The sequence below is a fragment of the Xenophilus arseniciresistens genome, assembly GCF_028023875.1.
Taxonomy (GTDB): Bacteria; Pseudomonadota; Gammaproteobacteria; order Burkholderiales; family Burkholderiaceae_C; genus Xenophilus; species Xenophilus arseniciresistens.
The window spans coordinates 69,290-94,234 of the sequence record NZ_JAQIPB010000013.1; the positions used below are offsets into that span (position 1 = coordinate 69,290).

Here is a 24,945-nt window from a genome sequence, read left to right on the forward strand (position 1 = left end):
CAGCCATGGCCGATGCCGGCGTGCAGGGCGCTGCGCCCTGCCTCCCCTCGATCCCCCGGTCGCACCCGGCTGGCTGAGGCGCTGCCCATGAAACGCCTGGTTCTGCTGCTGCTGAGCCACGCCCTGGCCATCGGCCTGGGTTTTGCGCTGGGCATCTATGCGCTGCCCATCCTCATCGCGCCTGCTGGGCCTTCGCAGGCGCAGTTGGACGAAACCGCCGGCGAGGCCCTGTTCCGCGGCCGCTTCCGGCGCGACCTGCAGGACAGCGACGCCCTGCACTGGGGCGAAGGCGCGGTGTCGGTGGGCCCGCGCCACATCAGCCTGCTGGGTGAACTGGCGCCGGGGCCGGACTACAAGCTCTACCTCTCGCCCGAGTTCGTGCAGACCGAAGCCGACTTTCTGCGGCTCAAGCCCCGCATGCTGCGCGTGGGCGACGTGAAGACCTTCCGCAACTTCCTCGTGCCGCTGCCCGCGTCGGCGGACCTGAACGCCTACAACACCGTGATCGTGTGGTGCGAGAGCTTTGGCCAGTTCATCACGGCGGCGCAGTACCGCTGAGCAGGCTGGGCACCTCGATGAGCTGCTGCGGCGCGAAGCCGGCCTGCTCGCCCTTGTCCGCATAGCCCAGCGGGTTGGCGATCACGCGGCAGCCGTCCTTCACATAGTCGAAGGCGCAGTGCAGGTGGCCGTGCAGCCAGAAGTCGGCCAGCGGCAGCAGCGAATCCAGCGAATTGCAGAAACCCGCCGTGCCCGGCACCAGGCCGTAGCGCGGGTCGGCGCTGGCCAAGGTGGGTGCGAAGTGAGTGACCGCCACCGTGGGGCCGTCGAAGGGCTGGGCCAATGCTGCGCGCAGCCAGGCCTGGTGGCGCAGCGCTTCTTCGCGCATCTGCGGCGCGAGCAGGGGCTCGCCATGGCGCATGCCGCCCATCTTCTCCAGATAGAAGTTGGCGGCCCTGAAGGCCTTGCCGCGCTGGCGTTCGGCCTCGGCCGGGCCGGCGCCCGGCGGCACCAGGGCGTCGAAATCGGCCCACAGCGTGCAGCCCACGAAGCGCACGCCATCGATCACGCGGCTCTCGCGGTCCAGCCACTGGATGTCCAGCGCCTCGCACAGAGTGCGCAGCCGCTGGTGCACGGCATCGAAGTCGTCGCCGTCGTACTCGTGGTTGCCCGGCACATAAAGCACCGGCACGGGCCAGCCGCGGCGCGGCGAAAAGCGGCCCAGGCCATAGTCCTCGTCCTGCAGCAGGGAACCGTTCTGGTAGGAGCCGATGTCCCCGGCCAGCACCAGCAGGTCGGCGCCGGGCGCGGGCGCGATGCGCACCTGCGGCTGGCTTTCGAGATGCAGGTCGGAAAGCAGCTGAATCTTCATGGGGCGACGAGTGTAGGAGCCCGAAATGGCGGCCGGGTGGGGCTCAGAAACTGCACCATCAATGTGCATTACGTGCAATATTGCACAGCCCATGTGCAGCTGAAGCTGAAACTATGTGTGTGATGCATGGATCGGGGCTTGGAAACCCTAGGGCTAACCCCTATTCTTCTTCCATCGCAACCAAAAGGGCGTGGCCTTGAGAGCCCGCACCACCATGTTCAGTCTGATTTCCCTGATCGTCCGCTCGCTGCGCCCCCTGTCGGGCCAGGACACCGACAGCATCGCCGCCGTGCTGATGCAGAGCGCCGAATCCCGCGCGGGCCGCAACCCGCGCCACGCGCAGGAACTGCGCGAAGCCGCCAGCGCCTGGCTGCGCGTGGTGCGCTGAGCGACGAAGCCCCCTGGGCTTCGTCTATCCGTACGGAAGCGCGTACTCCCTGAGTGAGCGCGCATAGGCCTCGGAGGCCGCGCGCACCAGCGCATCGCGCAGCCAGCCATGGGCCGGCGAGCCCTGCTGGCGCCGGTGCCACAGCGCATCCACATGCACCAGCGGCACGCTCATCGGCAGATCGCGCTCCACCAGGCTCTCGGCCACCCCCATCGAATGGATGAAGTGGCGCGGCATCACCGACAGCAGCTCCGAGCCCGCCGCCACGCGGGCCGCGGTGAAGAACTGGTTCACGGTGAGCACGATGCGCCGCTCCCGTCCCAGCGCGGCCAGCGCCTCGTCCACGAAGCCCCAGGGCCGGCCTGAAAAGCTCACCAGCAGGTGCCGCGCCTGGCAGAAGCTGTCCAGCGTCAGCGGGCTGCGCGCCAGCGCGTGGTCGCTGCGCATCACGCACACGTACTGCCCCACATAGAGCCGGTGCGACTCGAAGGCCAGCGCCTCGCCGGCCTGGGCGCGCGAGGTCAGGTCGGCCATCACGGCCGGGAAGTAGCCCACCGCCAGGTCGATGCTTTCCTCCTCGAGCTGGCGGCGCGGGTCACGCGTGGTCAGAGGCACCACGCGCAGCGACAGCCCGGGCGCCTCGGCCTCGAGGATGCGCACCGTGCGCGGCAGCACTTCGGCGGCCGTGGCGTCGGCGATGGCGACGGTGAAGCTCTGGTCGGCGTGCAGCGGGTCGAAGGCGGCGGGCACCAGCGCGTGTTCAAGCTGGCGCAGGGTGTCGCGCACCACCGGCCACAGCGCCAACGCCCGGGGCGTGGGCTCCACGCCCGCGCCCGAGCGCCGCACCAGCTCGTCACCCAGCGATTCGCGCAGCCGGCGCAGGGCGTTGCTCACGGCAGGCTGGGTCAGCGACAGGTTGCGCGCGGCCCGCGTGAGGCTGCGCTCGGCCATCACCTCGTCGAACACGCGCAAGAGGTTGAGGTCCAGGGTGCGGAAATTGACGTCCATAGATTCTGTGAATGATGGCCATCACAAATATAAACTTGAGTAACACTAGGGCAAACCCTAACATTCGTTCCGTCGGATCAAAAAGGTCCTTTTCATTGAATCCCAGGAGGGTTCGCCATGTCTTCCTTCGTTCACGTTGAACAACCCCTGAGCCACCCCGGTGTGGCCCGCGCCGAGCAAGTGATCGGCTATGTGCAATCGCAACGCGGCCAGTTCACCGGCTCGCGCGGCCTGAGCGCCGTGCTGCTGGCCGGCATCGTCGCAGCCCTGGCCGCAGTGGCCGACAAGTTCGTGACCCACTGGACCGACGGCAGCCTGCTGGCCGCCTGGATGGTGCTGTGGCTGGTGGTCTTCATCGCGATGGCGATGTTTGCCGGTGCCGCCCGTAACCTGGCCGCCCGCGGCCTGGTGGCCTGGCAAGGCGTGCAGCGCCGCATGGCTGCCGCCAGCGCCGATGCCCAGTTGCTGGAAACGGCCCGCCGCGACCCGCGCGTGATGAGCGACCTGAAGGCCGCCATGACCCGCGGCGACACGTGGGAGCCCCGCGCCGCTGCAGCAGCGCCCGCCGCCGCCAAGACGCTGGAAGTGCCCGCCGCGCCCATGCCGACGGTGTACGAGGCGATGCGCCGCATGAACAGCAGCCGGTACTACTAAGAGCAACCCCAGGGCGCTTCGCGCCTCCCTCTTCTCTCGCTTCGCGGGAAGGGGGCACCCGACGGGCTGGCAGAGCCGGTCCCGTGGGTGCCCTGAGATGGGGATACGGCTTCGGCCGTGACAAGAGCCGCCTTCGGGCGGCTCTTTGCGTTGGGGCGTCGTGGTTGGCAGCGGGTCCTTGGACAACCCGACAAGATCGGCCTGAGTGGGTCAGAGAAGCCAGCCAACCTCATTGGAGAACCCAACACGAATCGCCCCGCGGACATGTGACGACGAGGGCCAGCGAGGCAGTTGGTTCGCTCCGCGATCAGGCCAAACAGGCCGATCTTCCCGTAGAGTTGGAACATTGCGGACACAGGCTGCAGTCGGCCAGGAGCAGCCGGTCGCGGAAAACGGAAGCGGACGCTCAACGTGAAGGTGACCGGCACGTTGCGGCAAGGCGCCGCGAGGTGCAGGATATCCAACGGCGCCTCGCGGCGCCTTGCCGCAACGTGTCCGAGTCGACCGTTCTGTTAGACCGCAACGGCATACAGCACCCCCATGACCGCAAGAAAAACGTAGAACGCAATCCCGGCAAAGAGCTGCCCTGTGGTCGTAATCACGCGATGTCCCTCGCGGACGAATGAGAGAGCACCGGCCGCACCATAAATGCGCCCCTCTTCACCATCGAGCGACTCCGATCGCCAGCGCCCAAGGGAGAACAGCCAAACGGCGAAACGCCCTGTTATGGTCAGGAGAACGTCGATCGCAGAGCCAAGAAGGGTGTCCATGCGGTCTAACTTGGTTATAGGGAGACAGCACTGCTGCATAACACCGCCGTCTGTCTCCCTAACATCGGCGCCGCGATCAGGCCGCAGGCCGCATGAACACGTGCTGGAGCCATGAACGCATGCATATTCATACGGCCCTAAAAATCCGAGAAAAGCGGCAGGGCGGGCCAACCTCACTTTGCCTCACTTTGACCGTGAACGGCGGTGCAAGCCGGCAGGTTTGGGCGTTTTTTTCACGGCTGGGTGAAACTTGCGAGTGCCTGTTGTGGGGCCTTCATTAAGGTCAGCTCCGGGCACATTCCAGCCGTCAGGCACAACAAAAAAGCCACCTCGCGGTGGCTTTCTTATTCATGCGCCTTGGGCTGCTCAGGCGGCCAGGCGGGTTTCGATCTGCTGCTTGATCTCGCCCATTTCCTTGGGCAGGTGGTAGGCCAGTTGCTTGAACAGGTCCTCGTGCAGCTTGAGTTCGGCCTGCCAGGCGGCCTTGTCGATGCTGGTCACGGTCTTGAACTGTTCGGCGCTGAAATCCAGGCCGGTCCAGTTGAGCTGCTCGTAGGCGGGGCTCAGGCCGAACACATGTTCCTGGCCGCCTTCGGCCTTGCCTTCGAGGCGGTCGATCATCCACTTGAGTACGCGCATGTTCTCGCCGTAGCCGGGCCAGACGAACTTGCCGTCGGCGCCCTTGCGGAACCAGTTGGTGGTGTAGATGCGCGGCAGGGTGGCGCCCGATTGCTGCAGCTTCGCGCCCAGGTCCAGCCAGTGCTGGAAGTAGTCGCTCATGTTGTAGCCCATGAAGGGCAGCATGGCGAAGGGGTCGCGGCGCACCACGCCCTGCTGGCCGAAGGCCGCGGCGGTGGTTTCGGAGCCCATGGTGGCGGCCATGTAGACGCCTTCCTTCCAGTTGCGCGCTTCGGTCACCAGCGGCACGGTGGTGGAGCGGCGGCCGCCGAAGATGAAGGCGTCGATCTTCACGCCCTTGGGGTCGTCCCAGGCCGGGTCGAGCGCGGGGTTGTTGGTGGCGGCCACGGTGAAGCGCGCATTCGGGTGCGCGGCCTTGGCGCCGGTTTCCTTGGCGATCTGCGGCGTCCAGTCCTTGCCCTGCCAGTCGATCAGGTGCGCGGGCAGTTCCTTGCCCGGCACGTCGTCTTCCATGCCTTCCCACCACACGTCGCCGTCGTCGGTGAGCGCCACGTTGGTGAAGATCACGTTCCGGTCCAGGCTGCGCATGCAGTTGGGGTTGGTCTTGTAGTTCGTGCCCGGGGCCACGCCGAAGTAGCCGGCCTCGGGGTTGATCGCGCGCAGCGAGCCGTCGGCCTGCGGCTTGATCCAGGCGATGTCGTCGCCGATGGTCGTGACCTTCCAGCCTTCGAAGCCGGCGGGCGGCACCAGCATCGAGAAGTTGGTCTTGCCGCAGGCGCTGGGGAAGGCGGCGGCCACGTGGTACTTGCGGCCATCGGGCTTGGTCACGCCCAGGATCAGCATGTGCTCGGCCAGCCAGCCCTGGTCGCGGCCCATGGTGGAGGCGATGCGCAGCGCGAAGCACTTCTTGCCCAGCAGCGCGTTGCCGCCGTAGCCCGAGCCGTACGACCAGATCTCGCGCGTGGCGGGGTAGTGGACGATGTACTTGGTCTTGTTGCAGGGCCACTTCACGTCGGCCTGGCCCGGCTCCAGCGGCGCGCCCACGGTGTGCACGCAGGGCACGAATTCGCCGTCCGCGCCCAGCACGTCATACACGGCGCGGCCCATGCGCGTCATGGTCTTCATGTTGACGGCCACATAGGGGCTGTCCGAAAGCTCCACGCCGATGTGTGCGATGTCGGAGCCCAGCGGCCCCATGCTGAAGGGCACCACGTACATGGTGCGCCCGCGCATGCTGCCCTTGAACAGCGCGTTCTCGCCGGTCTGCAGCAGGGCGCGCATTTCGGCGGGGGCCGTCCAGTTGTTGGTCGGGCCGGCGTCTTCCTTGCGGTCGGTGCAGATGAAGGTGCGGTCTTCGACGCGCGCGACGTCGGAAGGGTCGGACAGCGCCAGGAAGGAGTTGGGGCGCTTGGCCGGGTTCAGCTTCTTGAAGGTGCCGGCGTCCACCAGTTGCTGGCACAGGCGCTGGTATTCCTCATCGCTGCCGTCGCACCAGTAGATGCTCTCGGGCTGGGTCAGCGCGGCGATTTCGGCGATCCAGGCGAGCAGCCTGGGGTTCTTGACGTAGTCGGGGGCCTGGATGGCCGGGGCCACGTTTGCATTCATGGTGAAAACTCCGGAAAAGAAAAGCACGTCTTTTCCAACGGAACTCGCGCCTGGGGGGCACGAGTACCGTTGGAAAAAACGTCTTCGGCCATGAGATGGCCGGCCGGAAGAGGGGCTGTGCGGGGCCCGGTTGCTCAGGCGCTCAGGCCATGAACACGGCGATGGAGGCCAGCAGCAGCATCAGCACGCCGCCTGCCACGGGCAGCACGATCGGCATCAGGGGCACGATGCTCTCGACGACGTCTTGCTCCATCTGGGCGTTCTGGGCGGGATCGGCGGGCGTGGGATGGGACATTCTTGAAACCTTTGAAATCTCAAACCGGGCGGCAATTTTACCGGGGTACCCGCCTGCGGCCTTGTCGGCATTTGCCCTCAAACAGGCGGGGCACTGGCAGGGCCGCTTTGGGCCGCAGACGGCGAACGCGTTTTTTCAGCGTGTTTCTTTGGCATCGAAGCCGGCCGCCTGCAGCGCGGCGATCACTGCGGCCAGATGCTCGCGGCCACGGGTCTGCAGCACCAGCTCGATCTCGACGTTCTGCGCCGCCAGCATCGTGAAGGCGCGCTGGTGATGCACCTCGTCGATGTTGGCGCCCGCTTCGGCCACCGTGGCCGTGATGCGGGCCAGCGAGCCCGGCACATCGCGCGTGCTGACCGTCAGCCGCGCCAGCCGGCCGGCCCGCACCATGCCGCGCTCGATGATGGCGGCCAGCAGCAGCGGATCGATGTTGCCGCCCGAAAGCACCAGCCCCACGCGCCTGCCCTCGAAGCGCGCGCGGTGCCGCAGCAGCGCCGCCAGCCCGGCGGCGCCGGCGCCTTCGACCAGCGTCTTCTCGATCTCCAGCAGCATCAGCACACCCTGCTCGATGTCGCCTTCTTCCACCAGCAGCAGGTCGTTCACATGCTGGCGCACGATGGCCTGGGTGCGCACGCCCGGCGTGCCCACGGCAATGCCTTCGGCGATGGTGCTGCTGCCGCCCACGTGCTGTGTGCCCTGCACGGCATTGACCATGGCCGGAAAGCGCGCCGTCTGCACGCCCACGATCTCGATGCCCGGCTGGCGCGCGCGCGCAGCCACCGCCATGCCCGCGATCAGCCCGCCGCCGCCCACCGACACGACCAGCGTGTCCAGATCCGGCACGTCCTCGAGCATTTCGAGCGCCACCGTGCCCTGGCCCGCGATGATGGCGTCGTCGTCATAAGGGTGGACGAAGACCAGCCCTTCGCGCTCGGCCAGCTCAAAAGCATGGGCGCGTGCGGCATCGAGCGAATCGCCGTGCAGCAGCACGCGGGCGCCGAAGCCGCGCGTGCGCTCGATCTTCACGCCCGGCGTGAAGGTGGGCATGACGATGGTGGCGGCAATGCCCAGCCGCTGCGCGTGATAGGCCACGCCCTGCGCGTGGTTGCCGGCCGACATGGCGATCACGCCCTTGAGCGGCGGCGCCCCGTCCTGTGTCAGCTCGGCCATCTTGTTGCACGCGCCGCGTTCCTTGAACGAGGCCGTGAACTGCAGGTTCTCGAACTTCAGGAAGATCTGCGCGCCCACGATGTCGGAGAGCGTGCGCGATTCCACACAAGGCGTGCGCAGCACCTGGCCGCGCAGGCGGGCGGCGGCGCTTTCGATGTCGTCGATCTGGACCATGGGCCATTGTGGCCCCGGGCCCGGGGTCGGCCGGTGTGGGCGCAATGACGCATGGGGTGAATTTCCAAGGGTTTTTCCTCTGGCCTGATCTTCCGCAGGACCGGGCGGTGAGTTATGGTGGTGCCGCGTTCCGGCCTGCTCCGGGTGCCAGCCCGGGGCGTGTCCAGGTCTTTCAGAGGAGCTTGCCCAATGCCCAAACGTTCCGGTGTCGACGCCCAGGTGGTGCTGCCGCGCGCGCAGGCCTTGCCTTCGCCGGGCCTGCGCGAGGCGCCGGTGCTGGAGCTGATGTGCTCGCACTTCGTGCTCACGCTGGCGGCCAAGCAGGGGCCGCGCTTCAACCTGCGGCGCGACCTGAACGGGCTGCTCTCGCTGTCGGGGCGGCATCTGGTGTGGCCGGCTTCGGTGCTGCAGCGGCTGCGCGAATTCCTGGGCCGGCGCTGCGCCGGCAACGAGGTGTGGAAGGACGTCGCGCAGATGGACAACCGCACGCTGCTGGAGCGCCACGGCGTGTGGCGCGGCCCGTATGAGGAAGGCACGCTGTTCTTCTACCTCGACGAATACGTTAAGGACCAGCCCAAGGACCTGCTCACCGTGCTGTCGGTCACGCGCGACTGGCTCACGCAGGCGCTGCGCAAGCAAAGCACACTGGTCGAAAAGAACATCGACGCGCTGGCCGGCCTGCTGCAGCTGAACAAGGCCGAACGCGCGCTGCTGCTGTACGGCACCCTGGCGCGCTACCAGCGCGACCTGCGCTCGCTGCTGGTGGAGTTCAAGGTCAACAACGCGCCCGAAGCCTACGCCGCCCTGGCCGAAGTGGCCGGCGTGAGCGCCAGCGAGGTGGGCGAGGCGCTGCGCGCGGGCTCGCGGCTGGAGCGCATCGGCCTGGTCGAGAACCTGATCTCCGAACACAACATCACCGACCTGGCCGACCTGATGAAGGTCAGCGAAAAGCTGCCGCCGGTGCTGATGCGCGAATACCGCGACCAGGCCGAGCTGATGGCCGTGTTCACGCGGCCCTGCGGCAAGAGTCCGCTGGCGCTGGCCGATTTCGATTTCGTCGCCGAAGACGCGCAGATGCTGGTCACGCTCCTGCGCGCGGCCATCGCGCGCAAGGAGCCGGGCGTGAACGTGCTGCTCTACGGCCCGCCCGGCACCGGCAAGACCGAGCTGGCCAAGGTGGTGGCGCAGGCCGCGGGGCTGGAGCTGTTCGAGGTCGAATATGCCGACCGCGACGGCAACTCCCTGAGCGGGCGCGACCGCTACCGCTCGCTGCAGATCGCGCAGGTCTTCCTCAAGGGCAGCACGCAATCGGCGCTGCTCTTCGACGAGGTGGAGGACGTGTTCCCGCCCATCAGCACCGAGGCCGCGCAGTTCATGGCGCGGGCCGAGCAGATTCCCGCGCCGGCCGCCAGCGGCAGCGTCAGCGGCAAGGCCTGGGTCAACCAGATTCTTGAGAGCAACCCCGTGCCCACCTTGTGGGTCACCAACCGCATCGAGCAGATCGACCCGGCCTTCAGACGCCGCTTTGCCTATCACCTGGAACTGAAGTCGCCGCCGCCCGGCGCGCGCGAGCAGATCGTGCGCAAGGCCCTGGCCGGTGTGCCCGTGTCGGAGGCCTTCACCGCGCGCCTGGCCGAGCGCAAGGGACTCACGCCCGCGCAGATCCGCACGGCGGTGCGCTTTGCCGGACTGGCCGCGCACGAGGGCATGAGCGCCGAGGCGCTGATCGAGCGCCAGCTGCGCAACGCCGACCAGGCCCTGGGCAACGCGGCCGGCCGCGGCGACCGGCTGCAGGTCACCACCTGGGACCTGGACATGCTCAACGTCCAGACGCGCTTCGAGCTGCCGCGCATCGTCGAGGCGCTCAAGGCGCGCGGCCACGGCACGCTGTGCTTCTACGGCGCGCCGGGCACCGGCAAGACCGCGCTGGCCGAGCACATCGCCAAGGCCATCGGTCGGCCGCTGATCATCAAGCAGGCCAGTGACCTGATGAGCAAGTACGTGGGCGAGACCGAGCAGGCCATGGCCGCCATGTTCCGCGAGGCCGAGGCCGAAAAGGCCGTGCTGCTGCTGGACGAGGCCGACTCCTTCCTGCAGGACCGGCGCGGCGCCCAGCGCACCTACGAGGTGACCGAGGTCAACGAGATGCTGCAGGGCATGGAGCGCTACCAGGGCGTGTTCATCTGCACCACCAACCTGATCGACCGGCTGGACCAGGCCGCGCTGCGCCGCTTCACCTTCAAGATCAAGTTCATGCCGCTCACCGCGCAGCAGCGCGAGCGCATGTTCATCACCGAGGCCCTGGGCGGCGATGCTGAGGCGCTGAGCGCTTCAATGCGCGCGCGCCTGGCGCGCCTGGACCAGCTCGCCCCCGGCGACTTCTCGGCCGTCAAACGCCAGGTCGACATCCTTGCCGCGGCCTTCGCGCCCGAGGAGTTTTTAGACCAGCTCGAGGCCGAACACCGCATCAAGCCCGAGGTGCGCGAGGCGCGGGGGATGGGGTTCATGCACTGAGGACGCGGGCGCGTTCTCAGCGCCGGCCCTTGGCTGCGGCGCGGGGTGGTGCCTCGCGGGCCGCCCATTGCCCCGAGGCCACCAGCGCGTGCGCCTGCTCGACCAGCACCCGGGCCACCACGGCCGTGGCCTCGTCCAGGCTGCGGTCGGCGGTGGCCAGGGTGTAGCTGCGGTCCAGGCCCGGCCGCACCACGCGCGCGGCGATCCAGTCCGGGTCTTCGGGCGGGCGGGCGACCATCGCGCAGGCTGGCGTGAAGGTGAAGCCGGCGCCGCAGTTGGACAGCGACCGGATGACGCCGGCCGAATCATGCTCGTGCGCCACGTTCAGGGTCAGGCCGTGCGCCAGCGCGGCATCCTCGACGCTGCGCCGGATCGCGAAGCGGCGCGACTGCAGCACCAGCGGCTGCGCCGCCGCATCCGCGAAGTCGATCTCGAAATATTCGCGTGTCTTCGCGGGCGGCGCGCGCCGGGCCTTGCGCAGCAGGCCGCGCACCTGCCGGCTGCGGTCCAGGCCGCAGAAGTAGATGGATTCCGTCGCCAGCGGCCGGCAGACCAGGCCCTCCGCGTGCGGCGTGTCCACCAGCAGGCCGATGTCGGCCCGGCCGTCCGTCATGGCCTTGCGCACCATCAGGCTCAGGTCGTCCAGCACGAACACGCGGATGCGCGGATGCTGCTCCTTGAGCGTGGTGAGCACAGGCCCCATCAGCAGCGCGGCCAGCAGAAAGGGCAGGGCCACGGTGACCGAGCCCTCGGGGCCCTTGGGCAGGCGCTGGATGCGCTCGCGCACCGCGGCCGCATCGCTCAGCAGCCGGCGGGCGTCCTCGTAGAGCTGCAGGCCCGCGGGCGTGGGCGTGACGCCCACATGCGAGCGCTGCAGCAGCCGCGCATCGAGGTCCGCTTCGAGCTTCTTGATCTGCGCCGTGAGCGCCGGCTGGGCCACATAGAGGGAGCCCGCAGCGCGAGAAAGGCTGCCGGCTTCGACCACGGCGATGAAGTAGCGCAGCGTGCGCAAGTCCATGTCAATCCACCTGGCCCCGTTGTCTGCGCATGCCGCTTCGATGCCTTCTGCCGCCCACGCGCGTGGTCCTGCGGCCCCTGCGCATGAGTTTAAGGCGCGCCCGCGCCCTGAAGCTGACGGGCGATGGCCTGGGCCAGGGCGCCCCTTCGTGAATGGACGAGGCGCTGCGCGAGCGGCGGCGCCAGGCCGGGGTATCACTTCCAGTGATCGAGCCGCATCAGCAAACGGTATTTCCTGCAGGCCGGGCTCTTCTGGAACAGTGGCCCCGCATGCCCGCCCTGCGCGGCGTGGCCTTCCAGGAGACAGCCATCAACACCCCATCCCCTTCCGCCTGCCCGCGCCCCGTCGCCAACGTGGGCGCGCTGGTGGCGCGCAGCGCACGCGCCCATGCACGGCGCATCGCCGTCAAGAGCCCGGCGCGCAGCGTCAGCTATGCCGAGCTGGAGCAGCGCTCGAACCGGCTGGCCAACGCCCTGCTGGGCCTGGGCCTGGCGCGCGGCGACCGCGTGGGCATCTACCTGCCCAACTGCGTCGAGATCGTCGAGATCGAGCTGGCCTGCTACAAGGCGGGCTTGGTCAAGGCGCCCTTCAACGCGCGCCTGTCGCCCGCGGAAGTGGGCGAGATCGCCGCCAACAGCGAGGCGGCCCTCGTCGTCACCACGGCCGAGCGTGCCGAGAGCTTTGGCCCGCACCTGCGCGGCACGCCGCCGCGGCTGCTGCTGCTCGACGGCCAGGGCGAGGGCGCGTATGAAGACGCGCTGGCCCGCGCCAGCGACCGCTTCGAGCCCGTGAGCGTGCAGGCCGACGAACTGGCGGTGCTGCACTACACCTCGGGCTCCTCCGGCGTGCTCAAGGCGGCGATGCAGACCTTCGGCAACCGGCTGGCGCAGTTGCGCAAGTTCCTCATGCGCTCGGATTCGGGCGAGGGCCATTCTCTGGGCCTGGTGGGGCCGATCACGCACGCCTCGGGCATGCAGATCGTGCCGGCGCTGTGCAGCGGCATGACCATCCGCCTGTTCTCGGGCTTCGAGCCGGCGCGCTTCCTGGCCGACATGCGGGCCGAGCGCATCACCCACACCTTCATGGTGCCGACCATGATCAGCATGCTGCTGGCCGAGCTGGAGGGCCAGTACCGCCCGCTGCCTGACCTGCTGCGCCTGGGCTACGGCGCGGCGCCGATGGCGCCGTCGCGCATCCTCAAGGCCATGGACGTCTTCGGCCCCGTGCTGGCGCAGGGCTACGGCGCGGGCGAGACCACCTCGGGCGTGTGCGCGCTGAGCGTGGAAGACCACCTGCACGCGCGCGCCGCGCGGCCTGAGCGCCTGGCCTCTTGCGGGCGGCCGCTGCTGGAGTGCGACGTGCAGATCGTGGACGACGCGGGCCAGCCCGTGGCCACGGGCGAGATCGGCGAGATCGTGGTCGGCGGCGAGGACGTGTTCGCGGGCTACTGGCGCGCGCCCGAGCTGACGGCCGAGGTGCTCAAGAACGGCCGCTACCACACGGGCGATCTCGCGCGCATGGACGAGGAGGGCTATGTCTACATCGTCGATCGCAAGAAGGACATGGTCATCAGCGGCGGCTTCAACGTCTATCCCTCCGAGGTCGAGGCCGTGCTGTACCAGCACGAGGCGGTGCAGGACGCCTGCGTGATCGCCATCCCCGACGACAAGTGGGGCGAGGCGGTGGCCGCGCACGTGGTGCTCAAGGCCGGTCACGCGCCCGACCGCGCGCTGCTCGACGCCTTCTGCCACGAGCGCCTGGCGGGCTTCAAGCGGCCGCGCCACATCGCGTTCGTGGCCGAGCTGCCCAAGAACCCCAACGGCAAGGTCATGCGCAAGGCGGTGCAGGCGCCGTACTGGGCCGGCCACGACAGAAAGGTGAATTGAGATGGATGCCAAGACCGTACCGAATGCCGCCGCTTCGGCCCCCCTGTTCAGCGGCCCCTTCGAGGGCTCCGAGCGGGCCGCCGCGCTGATTGAACGCGTGCAGGACTTCCTGCACGGCGAGCTGGCCGAGCTGGCGCGCACGCACCAGGTGGGCCACGAGGAGGGCGCCAGCCGCGAAGTGCTGCAGCAGGTCTGGAAGCGTTCGCACGCGCTGGGCTTCTACGGCATGACGCTGCCCGAGAAGATGGGCGGCCTGGGCCTGTCGGTGCTGGACCATGCGCTGATCAAGGAAGCGATCTACACCACCGGCTCCGTCTTCGCGCCGCATGTGTTCGGCGAGCTCAGCGGGCCGCCGCGCGTGGGCGCGCTGGCGCGCTTCGCCACGCCCTGGCAGATGCAGAAATTCATCGTGCCCGTGGCGCAGGCCGAAAAGGCGATCTGCTTTGCGCTGACCGAGGAGCAGGCCGGCTCCGACGCCGGGGCGGTGCAGACGCACGCGGTGCAGCAGGGTGACGAGTTCGTGATCAACGGCCGCAAGCGCTTCATCTCCGGCGCGCCCTTCGCCGACTTCGCGGTGATGGTCTGCTCCACTGCGGCCGCGCCCGGGCCCGATCCGAAGCAGCGCGAGGTCTCGGCCTTCTTCGTCGACCTCAAGGCGCCCGGCGTGCGCGTGGAGTCGGGCTACAAGACGATGGCGGGCCAATCCGGCACCGGCAACATCGTGTTCGAGAACGCGCGCGTGCCGGTGGCCAGCCTGATCGGCGAGCGCGGCCGCGGCCTGGGGCTGGCGCTGGGCCGCATCACGGTCAACCGCCTGCTGCATTGCCCCGCCATGCTGGGCCTGGCGCAGGTGGCGCTGCGCGACGCGCGCGACTACGCCCAGTCGCGCCAGCAGTTCGGCCGGGCCATCGGCCAGTTCCAGGCCGTCCAGCACATGCTGGCCGACATGGCGACCGAGCTGGCGGCCGCGCGCGCGCTGATGATCCACACCGCACGCCAGCTCGACGCCGGCGCCGAAGGCCGCGCCGAAAGCTCGATGGCCAAGCTGTTCTGTTCCGAGACGGCCTTTCGAATCGCCGACCGCGCGGTGCAGATCCATGGCGGCGAAGGCATCGTGCAGGGCCGGCGCGTGGAGTTCCTGTTCCGCCTGCTGCGCATGTACCGCGTGCTCACGGGCACCAGCGAGATCCAGCGCAACACCATCGCCAAGGAGCTGCTGGCCTGAACCGCCCTGGCCTGCGCAGCTTGCTTCCAAAGAACAATCACGGAGACAGACATGAACACACTCAACCGCCGACAGCTCATCGGCCGAAGCCTGGCCGCCGCCGCAGCGCTGCCCTGGGCCGCGGGCGCGCCCGCCTGGGCGCAGGGCCCCTATCCCAGCCGTCCGATCAAGTGGATCGTGCCCTACCTGCCCGCCACCGGGCCCGACACGGGCGCGCGCATCCTGGCCGAAGCCGTGGGCCCCATCCTGGGCCAGCCGGTGGTGATCGAGAACCGCGCCGGCGCGGCCGGCAACATCGGCACCCGCCTGGCGGCCGCGGCGCCGGCCGATGGCTACACGCTGCTCTACACCGGCGCGCCCATCGCGGCCAACATGCACATCTACAAGACGCCGGGCTACGACGCGCTGAAGGACTTCCGCCACGTCATGGGCCTGACCAGTTCGGAGGTGGCGCTGGTGGTCAGCGCCGATTCGGACGTCCGCACGCTGGACGACCTGCTGGCCCAGCTCAAGGCCCGGCCGGGCCAGGTGGACTACGCCTCGGGCGGCATCGGCACGCCTTCGCACCTGGGCATGGAGCTGTTCCTCACGGCCACCGGCACCCGCGCCATGCACGTGCCCTACAAGGGCGCGTCGGAGCTGGTCCATGCGGTGCTGGGCAAGCAGGTGGTCTTCGGCATGCCCATCTACCCGGCGGCCTATCCGATGATCAAGGCCGGCAAGCTGCGCGCGCTGGCCGTCACGGGCGCCCAGCGCAACCCCACGGCGGCCGAGGTGCCCACGCTGGCGGAGCTGGGCGTGAAGGGCGTGGAGCTCACGTCCTGGGGCGGCTTCTCGGTGCCGGCCGGCACGCCCAACGCAGCGGTCGATCGGCTGCGCAGCGCCTTCGAACAGGCGATGAAGAAGCCCGAGGTGGTGGCCAAGCTCGAAGAGCATGGCGGGCGCGTGCAGGTGCAGGATGCGGCGACCTTCCTGCGCAGCATCGAGCAGGAGATGCGCCTCACCCAGGCCATGATGAAGAAGGTCGGCCTCGAGCCGATCTGAGCGGCAGCTCCAGCCCCTTTCTGCGGATGGATTGCATGAGCCTTCCCCGATTCGCGGCAGCCGCCCTGGCCGCGCTGCTGCTGGCCGGCTGCGCCGGCACCGCCACAAACCCCGCGCCTGAAGCACACCCAGGCGGCGCCACCGAGGCCACGCGCGCGCACCAGGCCGGCGTGGCGCGCGCCTACGACCTGCGCGAGGGCGACGCGATGGCCGACGCGCGGCGCGGCCTCATCGCCGCGCCCACGGGCCAGATCAAGGCGGCGGACGGCCGCGTGGTGTGGGACTTCGGCAGCTTCGGCTTCGTGCAGGGCACGGCGCCCGACACCGTGAACCCCAGCCTGTGGCGCCAGGCCCGGCTGAACAACCAGGCGGGGCTGTTCAAGGTCAGCGAGGGCATCTGGCAACTGCGCGGCTTCGACCTGGCCAACCTCACGCTGATCGAAGGCCGCACGGGCTGGATCGTGGTGGACCCGCTCACGGTGCGCGCGACCGCCGCCGCCGCGATGGCCTTTGCGCGCCAGCACCTGGGGGAGCGGCCGGTGACGGCCATGATCTTCACGCACAGCCATGTGGACCATTTCGGCGGGGCGCTGGGCGTGCTGTCTGCCCAGGAGGTGAAGGCGCGCGGCATTCCCGTGGTCGCGCCGGCCGGCTTCATGGAAGAGGCCACCAGCGAGAACCTGATGGCTGGCACCGCCATGGGCCGGCGCGCGGCCTACATGTACGGCGCCGGCCTGCCGCGCCGCGCCACCGGCCTGGTCGACAACGGCCTGGGCAAGGCCACGGCGCAGGGCCGCATCGGCATCCTGGCGCCCACCGTGCTGATCGACCAGCCGCGCCAGGAACTGGTGCTCGACGGCGTGCGCTTCGTGTTCCACAACGTGCCCGGGGCCGAGGCGCCGGCCGAGCTGGTCTTCTCGCTGCCCGAGCGCAAGGCCTTTGCCGGCGCGGAGATCGTGTCGCAGACCCTGCACAACCTCTACACGCTGCGCGGCGCCAAGGTGCGCGACGCATTGCAGTGGGCCGCGCACATCGACGCGATGATCGAGCAGCTCGGGGATGCCGAAGTGCTGTTCAACCAGCACCACTGGCCCGTGTGGGGCCGCGCGCGCATCGTCGAATTCCTCAAGGCGCAGCGCGACACCTACCGCTACATCCACGACCAGACCGTGCGCGGCATGAACCGCGGCCTCACGGCCGGCGAGATCGCCGAGACACTGCGCCTGCCGCGCAGCCTCGACGCGCAACTGGCCGTGCATGGCTACTACGGCACCGTCAGGCACAACGTGCGCGCCGTCTACCAGCACTACCTGGGCTGGTTCGACGCGCATCCCGCGAACCTCGACCCGCTGCCGCCCGTGGCGGCCGCGCAGCGCTATGTGGCACTGGCCGGCGGCGCGCCAGCCGCCGTGGCGCAGGCGCAGCGCGCCTTCGACCAGGGCGACTACCGCTGGAGCGCCGAGCTGCTGCGCCACGTGGTGCTGGCCGACGCCGGCAACCGCGCCGCGCGCGAGCTGCAGGCCCGTGCCTTCGAGCAGCTGGGCTACCAGGCGGAATCGAGCGCCTGGCGCAACTTCTACCTCGTCGGCGCGCGCGAACTGCGCGAAGGCCCGCCCCCGCCGCGGCAGGGTGGCGGCGCGATGGCCGACATGCTGCCCCATGTGCCCACGCAGCGGCTGCTGGAAACGATGGCCGCCTACCTCGACGGCCCTGCGGCCGACGGCCTGGCCATCGCCGTGAACCTGAGCCTGACCGACGCCGATGAACGCTGGGGCCTGTGGCTGGAGAACGCCGTGCTGCACCACCGCCGCGGCACCGCGCCGGGCTCCGCGCAGGTCAGCCTGGCGATGCCGCGCGCGGCCTTTCTGCGTCTGATGTCGGGCAGCGCCCGGCCCGCCGACGTGCTCGCCGCCCCGGGCGTGCGCGTGGAGGGCGACGCCCAGGCACTGCACCGCCTGCTGGGCCTGCTGGCGCGCGGCGGCGGCAGTTTCCCGATCGTGACGCGCTGAGGCGAACCAGGGCTTGCTAGCCCTGGTTCTCGCCGCACACCCGCAACACCTCCTGCCCGTACTTCTCCAGCTTGCTCGCGCCGATCCCGCTGACGCCCTGCAGGTCCTCGAGCGACTGCGGCGCGCGCGCGGCAATCGCGGCCAGCGTGGCGTCGTGGAAGATGACGTAGGCCGGCAGGCTGTGGGCCTTGGCCACTTCGGCGCGCCAGGCGCGCAGGGCGTCGAAGCGGGCCTGGCCGGCGGCGTCCAGCGGGGCGGCGGCGGCGGGGGTCTTGGGGGCGGCGCCGCTGCGGGTGCTGCTGCTTTTGCGCGAGCGGCGGGCCGCGGGCGCGTTGATGGACGCGCGCAGCTGCACCCGCGCCTCGCCCTTGAGCACGACGCGCGAGCCTTCGGTGAGCTGCAGGGTGTTGTAGTGCTCGGCATCCACGTGCAGCGCGCCAATCGCGATCAGCTGGCGCAGCACGCCGCGCAGCTGCGCTTCGCTGTAGGCGTCGCCGCGGCCGAAGGTGGACAGGCCGTCATGGCCCTTTTGCCTGACCTTGTCGGTGTCCTTGCCGCGCACGATGTCCATGATGTGGCCGGCGCCATAGCCGATGCCGTCCTGCTTGCGGATCCAGTAGATGGTGGACAGCATCATCTGCGCGGCTTCGGTGCCGTCCCAGAGTTCAGGCGGGGTCAGGCAGTTGTCGCAATTTCCGCAAGCGGTGCTCGCTTCGCCGAAGTAGCCCAGAAGCCGCACGCGCCGGCAATCCGTGGCCTCGGCCAGCGCCAGCAGCGCGTCGAGCTTGCCGCGCATGACCTGCTTGAACTCGTCGCCCGCGGGGCTTTCGTCGATCATGCGGCGCTGGTTCACCACGTCCTGCAGGCCATAGGCCATCCAGGCGTCGGCCGCCTCGCCGTCGCGGCCTGCGCGGCCGGTTTCCTGGTAGTAGCCTTCGATATTCTTGGGCATGTCCAGGTGCGCGACGAAACGCACGTCGGGCTTGTCGATGCCCATGCCGAAGGCCACGGTGGCCACCATCACGATGCCTTCCTCGCGCAGAAAGCGGTCCTGGTGCTTCTGGCGCAGCGCCGCATCGAGGCCGGCGTGGTAGGGCAGGGCCGCCAGGCCCGCATCCACCAGCGCCTGCGCCACTTCCTCCACGCGCCGGCGCGACTGGCAGTACACGACGCCGGCCTCGCCCTCGTGTTCGCTTTCGATGAAGCGCAGCAGTTGGGCCACGGCGTCTTTCTTTTCGACGATGGTGTACCTGATGTTGGGCCGGTCGAAGCTGCTGACGAACTGGCCGGCTTCCTGCAGCTGCAGCCGCTCGACGATGTCGGCGCGCGTGAGCGCGTCGGCCGTGGCCGTGAGCGCGATGCGCGGCACGGCCGGATAGCGCTCGTGCAGCAGCGTCAGCTGGCGGTATTCGGGCCGGAAGTCGTGGCCCCACTGGCTCACGCAATGGGCCTCGTCGATGGCGAACAGGCTCAGCTTGCGGCGTGCGTTCAGCTCATCCAGCAGCTCCAGGAAGCGCGGCGTGGTCACGCGCTCGGGCGCTGCGTACAGCAGCGTGATCTCGCCGCGCGCAAGGCGCCGCTCCACCTCCTGGGTCTGCTGCCAGTCCAGGGTGGAATTGAGGAAGGCCGCCTCCACGCCGGCCTCGTGCAGTGCACCGACCTGGTCGTGCATCAGCGCGATCAGCGGCGACACCACGATGGTGACGCCCTGGCCCTGGCGCTGGCGCGCGATGGCCGGCACCTGGTAGCACAGCGACTTGCCGCCGCCGGTGGGCATGAGCACCAGCGCATCGCCGCCGCCGATCACATGCTCGACGATGGTGGCCTGCGTGCTGCGAAAGGCCGCATAGCCAAAGACTTCCTGCAGGATCTGCAGGGCCAGGGAAGACGAGGAAGGGGCTGCGGCGGCGTGCACGTACGAAGATGAAGGCAGGAGGCGGGTGCCCGCGGGCACGTCGGGCCGGCATTGTCGCCGCGGCCGTCGGGCACGCCCTGCGCAGCCTGGCACATGCCTTGCATCTTTGTGCGCAGGCGGAACCGGCCAAACCTGTATAGACAGCAAAAGGGTGCGCGGCTCGTCTTGGGCACCCTGTGTGCGCACCATATTGGTGTTGACCCTGTATAGACAGGTACGCGGGGCTCCTTAGACTTGCTCGCCAGGTTCTGCCGCGTTCATCCCATTGCGCCATTCAACGAGGAACAAGCCCATGGCCCGCACTTCTCTCACCCCACGTCGTCAACCTACCGTTCTGGCCCTGGCGGCCGGCGCCTGCCTGTGGGCAGCGGCGGCCGGCGCGGGCGCGCAGACCAAGATCGTGCTGGGCATGTCCGGCTGGACCGGCTTCGCGCCCCTGACCCTGGCCGACAAGGCCGGCATCTTCAAGAAGAACGGTCTGGACGTGGAGATCAAGATGATTCCGCAGAAGGACCGCCATCTGGCCCTGGCCTCCAAGGCGATCCAGTGCGCGGCCACCACGGTGGAAACGCACGTGGCCTGGAACACCAACGGCGTGCCGATCGTGCAGATCTTCCAGCTCGACAAGTCCTACGGCGCCGACGGCCTCGCCGTGCGCAACGACATCAAGAGCTTCGCCGACCTCAAGGGCAAGACCGTGGCCGTGGACGCGCCCGGCACGGCGCCCTACTTCACGCTGGCCTGGCTGCTTTCCAAGAACGGCATGAGCGTCAAGGACGTCAAGACCGTCACGCTGGCGCCGCAGCCGGCCGCGCAGTCCTTCGTGGTGGGCCAGAACGACGCCGCCGTGACCTACGAGCCCTACCTGTCGACCGTGCGCGCCAACCCCGGCGCCGGCAAGATCCTCGCGACCACGCTGGAATTCCCGCACATTCAAGACACGGTGGGCTGCGCGCCGGACTGGCTCAAGGCCAACCCGGCTGCGGCCAAGGCCCTGGCCAATTCGTACTTCGAGGCGCTGGAGCTGATCAAGACCGACGCCGCCAAGTCGCATGAAACCATGGGCGCGGCCGTCAAGCAGACCGGCGAGGCCTTTGCCAAGTCGGCCAGCTTCCTGCGCTGGCAGGACAAGGCCGCGAACCAGAAGTTCTTCGCGGGCGAGATCGAGACCTTCATGAAGGAGGCCGCGGCCATCCTGCTGGAGGCCGGCGTGATCCGCAAGCTGCCCGACAACTACAGCGTCATGTATGACGCTTCGTACATCAAATAAGACGGGCCTCTTCATCTCTGCCATGACTCAAAGCTCGGCGCTGCGGCGCCGCTCCATGAAGCCGCTGGAACCCGTCTCGCCCACCGCACGCTGGATGCTGGGCCTGGCCTTCTTCGTGCTCTTCGTGCTCGTGTGGGCCTTCTTCACCCTGGGCGGCTTCGTCTCGCCCACCTTCCTGGCCAGCCCGGTCACGATGGTGCAGGAGGCCTGGTTGCTGTTCACCGAATACGGCTTCCTCCACGACATCGGCATGACCGTGTGGCGCGTGTTCGGCGGCTTCCTGCTGGCTGCGGTTATCGCGGTGCCGCTGGGCATCGCGATGGGCGCCTACAAGCCGGTCGAGGCCTTCCTCGAGCCCTTCGTCTCCTTCTGCCGCTACCTGCCGGCCTCGGCCTTCATCCCGCTGCTGATCCTGTGGGCCGGCATTGGCGAAACGCAGAAGCTGCTGGTGATCTTCATCGGCTCGGTGTTCCAGATCATCCTCATGGTGGCCGTGACGGTGGGCGGCGCGCGCAAGGACCTGGTGGAAGCGGCCTACACGCTGGGCGCCGACAGCCGCGGCATCGTGCGGCGCGTGCTCATTCCGGGCGCCGCGCCGGGCATCGCCGAAACGCTGCGCCTGGTGCTGGGCTGGGCCTGGACCTACGTCATCGTGGCCGAGCTGATCGGCTCGTCCTCGGGCATCGGCCACATGATCACCGACAGCCAGGCGCTGCTGAACACCGGCCAGATCATCTTCGGCATCATCGTCATCGGCCTGATCGGGCTGGTGTCGGACTTCGTCTTCAAGGCCATCAACCGCAAGTTGTTCGGCTGGGCCAGCCTGTGAGCGATGCCATGACTTCCCAGCTTTCCATTCGCGGCGTCTCGCGCACCTTCATCAGTCCCCGCGGCCAGTCCACGCAGGCGCTGCTGCCGGTTGATTTCGAGGTCCGGAAAAACGACTTCGTGACCATCCTCGGCCCCTCGGGCTGCGGCAAGTCCACGCTGCTGCGCATCGTCGCGGGTCTGGACCACCCGAGCAGCGGCGAAGTGCTGCTGGACGGCCAGCGCATCGAAGGCCCGGGCGCCGACCGCGGCATGGTGTTCCAGAGCTACACGCTCTTTCCGTGGCTCAACATCGAGCAGAACATCCGCTTCGGCCTGCGCGAGCGGGGCCTGCCCGAAGCGCAGCAGAAAGAGCGGGCGGATTACTTCATTGCCAAGGTCGGCCTGCGCGGCTTTGAACAGCACTTTCCCAAGCAGCTCTCGGGCGGCATGCAGCAGCGCACCGCCATTGCGCGCGCGCTGGCCAACGACCCCAAGATCCTGTTGATGGACGAGCCCTTCGGCGCGCTGGACAACCAGACCCGCGTGCTGATGCAGGAACTGCTGCTGGGCATCTGGGAGGCCGAGCACAAGACCGTGCTCTTCGTCACCCACGACATCGACGAAGCCATCTTCATGGCCAGCCGCGTGGCGGTGTTCAGCGCCCGCCCGGGCCGCATCAAGAGCGAGATTGCCGTGGACCTGCCGCACCCGCGCCACTACACGATCAAGACCTCGCCCGAGTTCATGGAACTCAAGGCGCGGCTGACCGAAGAGATCCGCGCCGAATCCATGGCTTCAGCGGAGCATTGAACGCCATGAAGCACCCCCCAGGCCGCGTCGCGATGCCCGCCCTGGCCCTGTACGCGCAGATCAAGGAACACATCACGCGGCGCATCCAGAGCGGGGAATGGCCGGCCGGCCATCGCCTGCCTTCGGAGCACGAGCTGGTGGCGCAGTTCGGCATCTCGCGCATGACGGCCAACCGCGCGCTGCGCGAGCTGGTCGACGAAGGCCGCATCGTGCGCGTGGCCGGCGTGGGCAGCTTCGTGGCCGAGGACAGGCCGCAGTCCACCCTGCTGCAGATCGCCAACATCGCCAGCGAGATCCGCGCGCGCGGCCATGACTACGGCTTCAAGCTGATCGTGGCCGAGCGCCAGCCCGCGTCGCCCGACGTGGCGGCCTGGCTGGACCTGCGGCCCGGCGAGTCCGTCTTCCACAGCACCTGCCTGCACCTGGAAAACGGCCTGCCCGTGCAGCTGGAAGAGCGCTGGGTCAATCCGCGCGTGGTGCCCGACTACCTGGCGCAGGACTTCTCGCGGCTCGCGCCCAGCGAGTACCTGGTGCGCCATGTGCCCTTCGACCAGATCGAGCATGTGGTCGACGCCGTGCTGCCCAGCGCCGACCAGGCCCGGCGGCTGGACATGCGCGAGGAGCAGCCCTGCCTGCTGCTCACGCGCCGCACCTGGACCCGCGGCACGCCCGTGACGGTGGTGCGCTGCCTGCATCCGGCCTCCCGCTATCGCCTGGGCAGCCGCTTCAAAGCCGACGGCAACCCCACCTTCAACTGAGGCCCGCGCTGCTCAGGCCCATCCCCCGCTGATGACAACTTGTATAGACAGGCTGTGACCACCATGACCACCCCTTTGACCCTCACCCCCGGCGCCGTGTCGCTGGCCGCGCTGCGGCGCATCCATGCGGGCGGCCTCACGCTCGCGCTCGATGCGGCCACGCGCGCACCGATGGAGGCCGCGCGGGCCACGGTGCAGCACATCGTCGACCACGACGAAGTGGTCTACGGCATCAACACGGGCTTCGGCAAGCTGGCCAGCACCAAGATCGGCCACGACCACCTGGCCGAACTGCAGCGCAACCTGGTGCTCTCGCACAGCGTGGGCACGGGCGCGCCGCTGGATGCGGCGGTGGTGCGCCTGGTGCTGGCCACCAAGGCCGTGAGCCTGGCGCGCGGCCACTCGGGCGTGCGGCCCGCGCTGGTCGATGCGCTGCTGGCGCTGTTCAACGCCGGCATCACGCCCCTCATCCCGGCGAAGGGCTCGGTGGGCGCCTCGGGTGATCTGGCGCCGCTCGCGCATCTGGCCTGCGTGCTGATCGGCGAGGGCGAGGCACTGCTGGCCGATGGGCGCAAGGTGCCGGGCAACGAAGCCATGCGCAGCATCGGCATGGAGCCCTTCGTGCTCGGCCCCAAGGAAGGGCTGGCGCTGCTCAACGGCACGCAGGTCTCCACCGCGCTGGCGCTGGCCGGCCTGTTCGGTGCCGAGAAGGTGTTTGCCTCGGCGCTGATGTCGGGCGCGCTCTCGCTCGAAGCGATCCAGGGCTCGATCAAGCCCTTTGACGCGCGCATCCATGCGGCGCGCGGCCAGCCGGGGCAGATCGCGGTCGCCGCCGCCGTGCGCGCCTTGCTCGATGGCAGCGCCATCATCCCCAGCCATGCCGACTGCGGCCGCGTGCAGGACCCCTACTCCATCCGCTGCATCCCGCAGGTGATGGGTGCCTGCCTGGACAACCTCGCACACGCGTCGCGCGTGCTGGTCACCGAAGCCAATGCCGCATCGGACAACCCCCTGGTCTTCATCGACACGGGCGAAGTCATCTCGGGCGGCAACTTCCACGCCGAGCCCGTGGCCTTCGCGGCCGACATCATCGCGCTGGCCGTGAGCGAGATCGGCGCCATTGCCGAGCGCCGCATCGCGCTGCTGCTGGACACCGGCCTGTCGGGCCTGCCGCCCTTCCTGGTGCGCGATGGTGGCCTGAACTCGGGCTTCATGATCGCCCAGGTCACGGCCGCGGCGCTCGCGTCGGAGAACAAGTCGCTCGCCCATCCGGCCAGCGTGGACAGCCTGCCCACCTCGGCCAATCAGGAGGATCATGTCTCCATGGCCACCTTTGCCGCGCGGCGCCTGAGCGAGATGGTGGACAACACGGCCGTGGTGATCGGCATCGAGGCGATGGCGGCCGCGCAAGGCATTGAACTCAAGCGCAGTGAGAAGACGCCGCGCAGCTCGGCGCTGATCGAAGCCGAGATCGCGCGCATCCGCACCCGGGTGGCCTTCGTCGCGGGCGACCGCTACCTTGCGCCCGACATCGAAGCCATGCGCCTGTGGGCCCTGCAGGCCGATCTGCCCGCCGCGCTGACCGAACTTCTGCCCAGCCACGCCTGAGACCCG

21 protein-coding genes are annotated in these 24,945 nt (G+C 69.0%); 13 read left to right on the forward strand and 8 right to left on the reverse strand.

What is annotated here, in order from left to right; all coding sequences use genetic code 11:
* Positions 1 to 87 precede the first annotated feature (87 nt).
* Positions 88 to 558 (forward strand): DM13 domain-containing protein, encoded by a 471-nt coding sequence (locus PGB34_RS21940; protein WP_271430239.1) that lies wholly within the window; start codon positions 88 to 90, stop codon positions 556 to 558.
* Here PGB34_RS21940 and PGB34_RS21945 read toward each other — a convergent pair.
* Entirely contained in the window at positions 536 to 1,369 is an 834-nt protein-coding gene (locus PGB34_RS21945; RefSeq protein WP_271430240.1) for a metallophosphoesterase, read from the reverse strand. The genes PGB34_RS21940 and PGB34_RS21945 overlap by 23 nt on opposite strands.
* 214 nt (positions 1,370 to 1,583) lie before the next feature.
* Between PGB34_RS21945 and PGB34_RS21950 the strand changes: the two genes are divergently transcribed.
* Entirely contained in the window at positions 1,584 to 1,757 is a 174-nt protein-coding gene (locus PGB34_RS21950; protein ID WP_271430241.1) for a hypothetical protein, read from the forward strand.
* Between the two features lie 24 nt (positions 1,758 to 1,781).
* Here the strand turns inward: PGB34_RS21950 and PGB34_RS21955 are convergent, their stop codons facing one another.
* Entirely contained in the window at positions 1,782 to 2,765 is a 984-nt protein-coding gene (locus tag PGB34_RS21955; RefSeq protein ID WP_271430242.1) for a LysR family transcriptional regulator, read from the reverse strand.
* 117 nt (positions 2,766 to 2,882) lie between these two features.
* Between PGB34_RS21955 and PGB34_RS21960 the strand changes: the two genes are divergently transcribed.
* On the forward strand, positions 2,883 to 3,419 hold the full coding sequence (locus PGB34_RS21960) for a hypothetical protein (RefSeq protein WP_271430243.1): 537 nt from the start codon (positions 2,883 to 2,885) through the stop codon (positions 3,417 to 3,419).
* 512 nt (positions 3,420 to 3,931) lie between these two features.
* Here PGB34_RS21960 and PGB34_RS21965 read toward each other — a convergent pair.
* The 4 genes from PGB34_RS21965 to PGB34_RS21980 form a co-directional block, all read right to left on the reverse strand.
* On the reverse strand, positions 3,932 to 4,189 hold the full coding sequence (locus PGB34_RS21965; protein WP_271430244.1) for a hypothetical protein: 258 nt from the start codon (positions 4,187 to 4,189) through the stop codon (positions 3,932 to 3,934).
* Positions 4,190 to 4,555: 366 nt separating this feature from the next.
* Entirely contained in the window at positions 4,556 to 6,433 is a 1,878-nt protein-coding gene (locus PGB34_RS21970; protein WP_271430245.1) for a phosphoenolpyruvate carboxykinase (GTP), read from the reverse strand.
* Between the two features lie 142 nt (positions 6,434 to 6,575).
* The gene (locus tag PGB34_RS21975; protein ID WP_271430246.1) at positions 6,576 to 6,728 is read right to left on the reverse strand and encodes a hypothetical protein; all 153 of its coding nucleotides are present in this window, start codon (positions 6,726 to 6,728) and stop codon (positions 6,576 to 6,578) included.
* Between the two features lie 135 nt (positions 6,729 to 6,863).
* Positions 6,864 to 8,072 carry a threonine ammonia-lyase gene (locus PGB34_RS21980; RefSeq protein ID WP_271430247.1) on the reverse strand — a complete coding sequence of 403 codons (1,209 nt, stop codon included), beginning with the start codon at positions 8,070 to 8,072 and terminating at the stop codon, positions 6,864 to 6,866.
* Between the two features lie 189 nt (positions 8,073 to 8,261).
* Here PGB34_RS21980 and PGB34_RS21985 point away from each other — a divergent pair, with 189 nt between their 5' ends.
* On the forward strand, positions 8,262 to 10,586 hold the full coding sequence (locus PGB34_RS21985) for an ATP-binding protein (RefSeq protein ID WP_271430248.1): 2,325 nt from the start codon (positions 8,262 to 8,264) through the stop codon (positions 10,584 to 10,586).
* 16 nt (positions 10,587 to 10,602) lie between these two features.
* Here PGB34_RS21985 and PGB34_RS21990 read toward each other — a convergent pair whose 3' ends face one another.
* A complete protein-coding gene (locus tag PGB34_RS21990; protein ID WP_271430249.1) occupies positions 10,603 to 11,604 on the reverse strand; it encodes a LysR family transcriptional regulator in 1,002 nt (333 codons plus the stop codon).
* A gap of 269 nt (positions 11,605 to 11,873) precedes the next feature.
* Here PGB34_RS21990 and PGB34_RS21995 point away from each other — a divergent pair, with 269 nt between their 5' ends.
* Genes PGB34_RS21995 through PGB34_RS22010 form a run of 4 tightly spaced genes read left to right on the forward strand, consistent with a single transcriptional unit; the run spans position 11,874 to position 17,768 of the window.
* Entirely contained in the window at positions 11,874 to 13,490 is a 1,617-nt protein-coding gene (locus tag PGB34_RS21995; RefSeq protein WP_271430250.1) for an AMP-binding protein, read from the forward strand.
* A 1-nt stretch (position 13,491) separates the two neighbouring features.
* Positions 13,492 to 14,715: an acyl-CoA dehydrogenase family protein gene (locus tag PGB34_RS22000; protein WP_271430251.1), complete on the forward strand. Its 1,224-nt coding sequence runs from the start codon at positions 13,492 to 13,494 to the stop codon at positions 14,713 to 14,715.
* A 51-nt stretch (positions 14,716 to 14,766) separates the two neighbouring features.
* Positions 14,767 to 15,759: a tripartite tricarboxylate transporter substrate binding protein gene (locus PGB34_RS22005; RefSeq protein ID WP_271430252.1), complete on the forward strand. Its 993-nt coding sequence runs from the start codon at positions 14,767 to 14,769 to the stop codon at positions 15,757 to 15,759.
* Positions 15,760 to 15,794: 35 nt separating this feature from the next.
* Positions 15,795 to 17,768 carry an alkyl/aryl-sulfatase gene (locus PGB34_RS22010; RefSeq protein WP_271430253.1) on the forward strand — a complete coding sequence of 658 codons (1,974 nt, stop codon included), beginning with the start codon at positions 15,795 to 15,797 and terminating at the stop codon, positions 17,766 to 17,768.
* Between the two features lie 16 nt (positions 17,769 to 17,784).
* Here PGB34_RS22010 and recQ read toward each other — a convergent pair whose 3' ends face one another.
* Complete coding sequence (recQ, locus tag PGB34_RS22015; RefSeq protein ID WP_271430254.1) at positions 17,785 to 19,683, reverse strand: DNA helicase RecQ; 1,899 nt, start codon at positions 19,681 to 19,683, stop codon at positions 17,785 to 17,787.
* A gap of 292 nt (positions 19,684 to 19,975) precedes the next feature.
* Here recQ and PGB34_RS22020 point away from each other — a divergent pair, with 292 nt between their 5' ends.
* The 5 genes from PGB34_RS22020 (at position 19,976) to hutH (ending at position 24,939) form a co-directional block, all read left to right on the forward strand.
* Positions 19,976 to 20,953 (forward strand): ABC transporter substrate-binding protein, encoded by a 978-nt coding sequence (locus PGB34_RS22020; RefSeq protein ID WP_271430255.1) that lies wholly within the window; start codon positions 19,976 to 19,978, stop codon positions 20,951 to 20,953.
* A gap of 22 nt (positions 20,954 to 20,975) precedes the next feature.
* A complete protein-coding gene (locus PGB34_RS22025) occupies positions 20,976 to 21,782 on the forward strand; it encodes an ABC transporter permease (RefSeq protein WP_271430256.1) in 807 nt (268 codons plus the stop codon).
* An 8-nt stretch (positions 21,783 to 21,790) separates the two neighbouring features.
* Positions 21,791 to 22,573 carry an ABC transporter ATP-binding protein gene (locus PGB34_RS22030; RefSeq protein ID WP_271430257.1) on the forward strand — a complete coding sequence of 261 codons (783 nt, stop codon included), beginning with the start codon at positions 21,791 to 21,793 and terminating at the stop codon, positions 22,571 to 22,573.
* A 5-nt stretch (positions 22,574 to 22,578) separates the two neighbouring features.
* Positions 22,579 to 23,331, forward strand: coding sequence for a histidine utilization repressor (gene hutC, locus PGB34_RS22035; RefSeq protein ID WP_271430258.1), 753 nt, complete (start codon positions 22,579 to 22,581; stop codon positions 23,329 to 23,331).
* A gap of 63 nt (positions 23,332 to 23,394) precedes the next feature.
* Positions 23,395 to 24,939, forward strand: coding sequence for a histidine ammonia-lyase (gene hutH / locus PGB34_RS22040; protein WP_271430259.1), 1,545 nt, complete (start codon positions 23,395 to 23,397; stop codon positions 24,937 to 24,939).
* The last annotated feature ends 6 nt before the right edge of the window (positions 24,940 to 24,945 follow it).

Bases quoted from the DNA above. Each gene is read 5' to 3' on its own strand.
- PGB34_RS21940 (WP_271430239.1), top strand. From the start codon at position 88: ATGAAACGCCTGGTTCTGCTGCTGCTGAGCCACGCCCTGGCCATCGGC.
- PGB34_RS21945 (WP_271430240.1), bottom strand. From the start codon at position 1,369: ATGAAGATTCAGCTGCTTTCCGACCTGCATCTCGAAAGCCAGCCGCAG.
- PGB34_RS21950 (WP_271430241.1), top strand. From the start codon at position 1,584: ATGTTCAGTCTGATTTCCCTGATCGTCCGCTCGCTGCGCCCCCTGTCG.
- PGB34_RS21955 (WP_271430242.1), bottom strand. From the start codon at position 2,765: ATGGACGTCAATTTCCGCACCCTGGACCTCAACCTCTTGCGCGTGTTC.
- PGB34_RS21960 (WP_271430243.1), top strand. From the start codon at position 2,883: ATGTCTTCCTTCGTTCACGTTGAACAACCCCTGAGCCACCCCGGTGTG.
- PGB34_RS21965 (WP_271430244.1), bottom strand. From the start codon at position 4,189: ATGGACACCCTTCTTGGCTCTGCGATCGACGTTCTCCTGACCATAACA.
- PGB34_RS21970 (WP_271430245.1), bottom strand. From the start codon at position 6,433: ATGAATGCAAACGTGGCCCCGGCCATCCAGGCCCCCGACTACGTCAAG.
- PGB34_RS21975 (WP_271430246.1), bottom strand. From the start codon at position 6,728: ATGTCCCATCCCACGCCCGCCGATCCCGCCCAGAACGCCCAGATGGAG.
- PGB34_RS21980 (WP_271430247.1), bottom strand. From the start codon at position 8,072: ATGGTCCAGATCGACGACATCGAAAGCGCCGCCGCCCGCCTGCGCGGC.
- PGB34_RS21985 (WP_271430248.1), top strand. From the start codon at position 8,262: ATGCCCAAACGTTCCGGTGTCGACGCCCAGGTGGTGCTGCCGCGCGCG.
- PGB34_RS21990 (WP_271430249.1), bottom strand. From the start codon at position 11,604: ATGGACTTGCGCACGCTGCGCTACTTCATCGCCGTGGTCGAAGCCGGC.
- PGB34_RS21995 (WP_271430250.1), top strand. From the start codon at position 11,874: ATGCCCGCCCTGCGCGGCGTGGCCTTCCAGGAGACAGCCATCAACACC.
- PGB34_RS22000 (WP_271430251.1), top strand. From the start codon at position 13,492: ATGGATGCCAAGACCGTACCGAATGCCGCCGCTTCGGCCCCCCTGTTC.
- PGB34_RS22005 (WP_271430252.1), top strand. From the start codon at position 14,767: ATGAACACACTCAACCGCCGACAGCTCATCGGCCGAAGCCTGGCCGCC.
- PGB34_RS22010 (WP_271430253.1), top strand. From the start codon at position 15,795: ATGAGCCTTCCCCGATTCGCGGCAGCCGCCCTGGCCGCGCTGCTGCTG.
- PGB34_RS22020 (WP_271430255.1), top strand. From the start codon at position 19,976: ATGGCCCGCACTTCTCTCACCCCACGTCGTCAACCTACCGTTCTGGCC.
- PGB34_RS22025 (WP_271430256.1), top strand. From the start codon at position 20,976: ATGACTCAAAGCTCGGCGCTGCGGCGCCGCTCCATGAAGCCGCTGGAA.
- PGB34_RS22030 (WP_271430257.1), top strand. From the start codon at position 21,791: ATGACTTCCCAGCTTTCCATTCGCGGCGTCTCGCGCACCTTCATCAGT.
- hutC (WP_271430258.1), top strand. From the start codon at position 22,579: ATGAAGCACCCCCCAGGCCGCGTCGCGATGCCCGCCCTGGCCCTGTAC.
- hutH (WP_271430259.1), top strand. From the start codon at position 23,395: ATGACCACCCCTTTGACCCTCACCCCCGGCGCCGTGTCGCTGGCCGCG.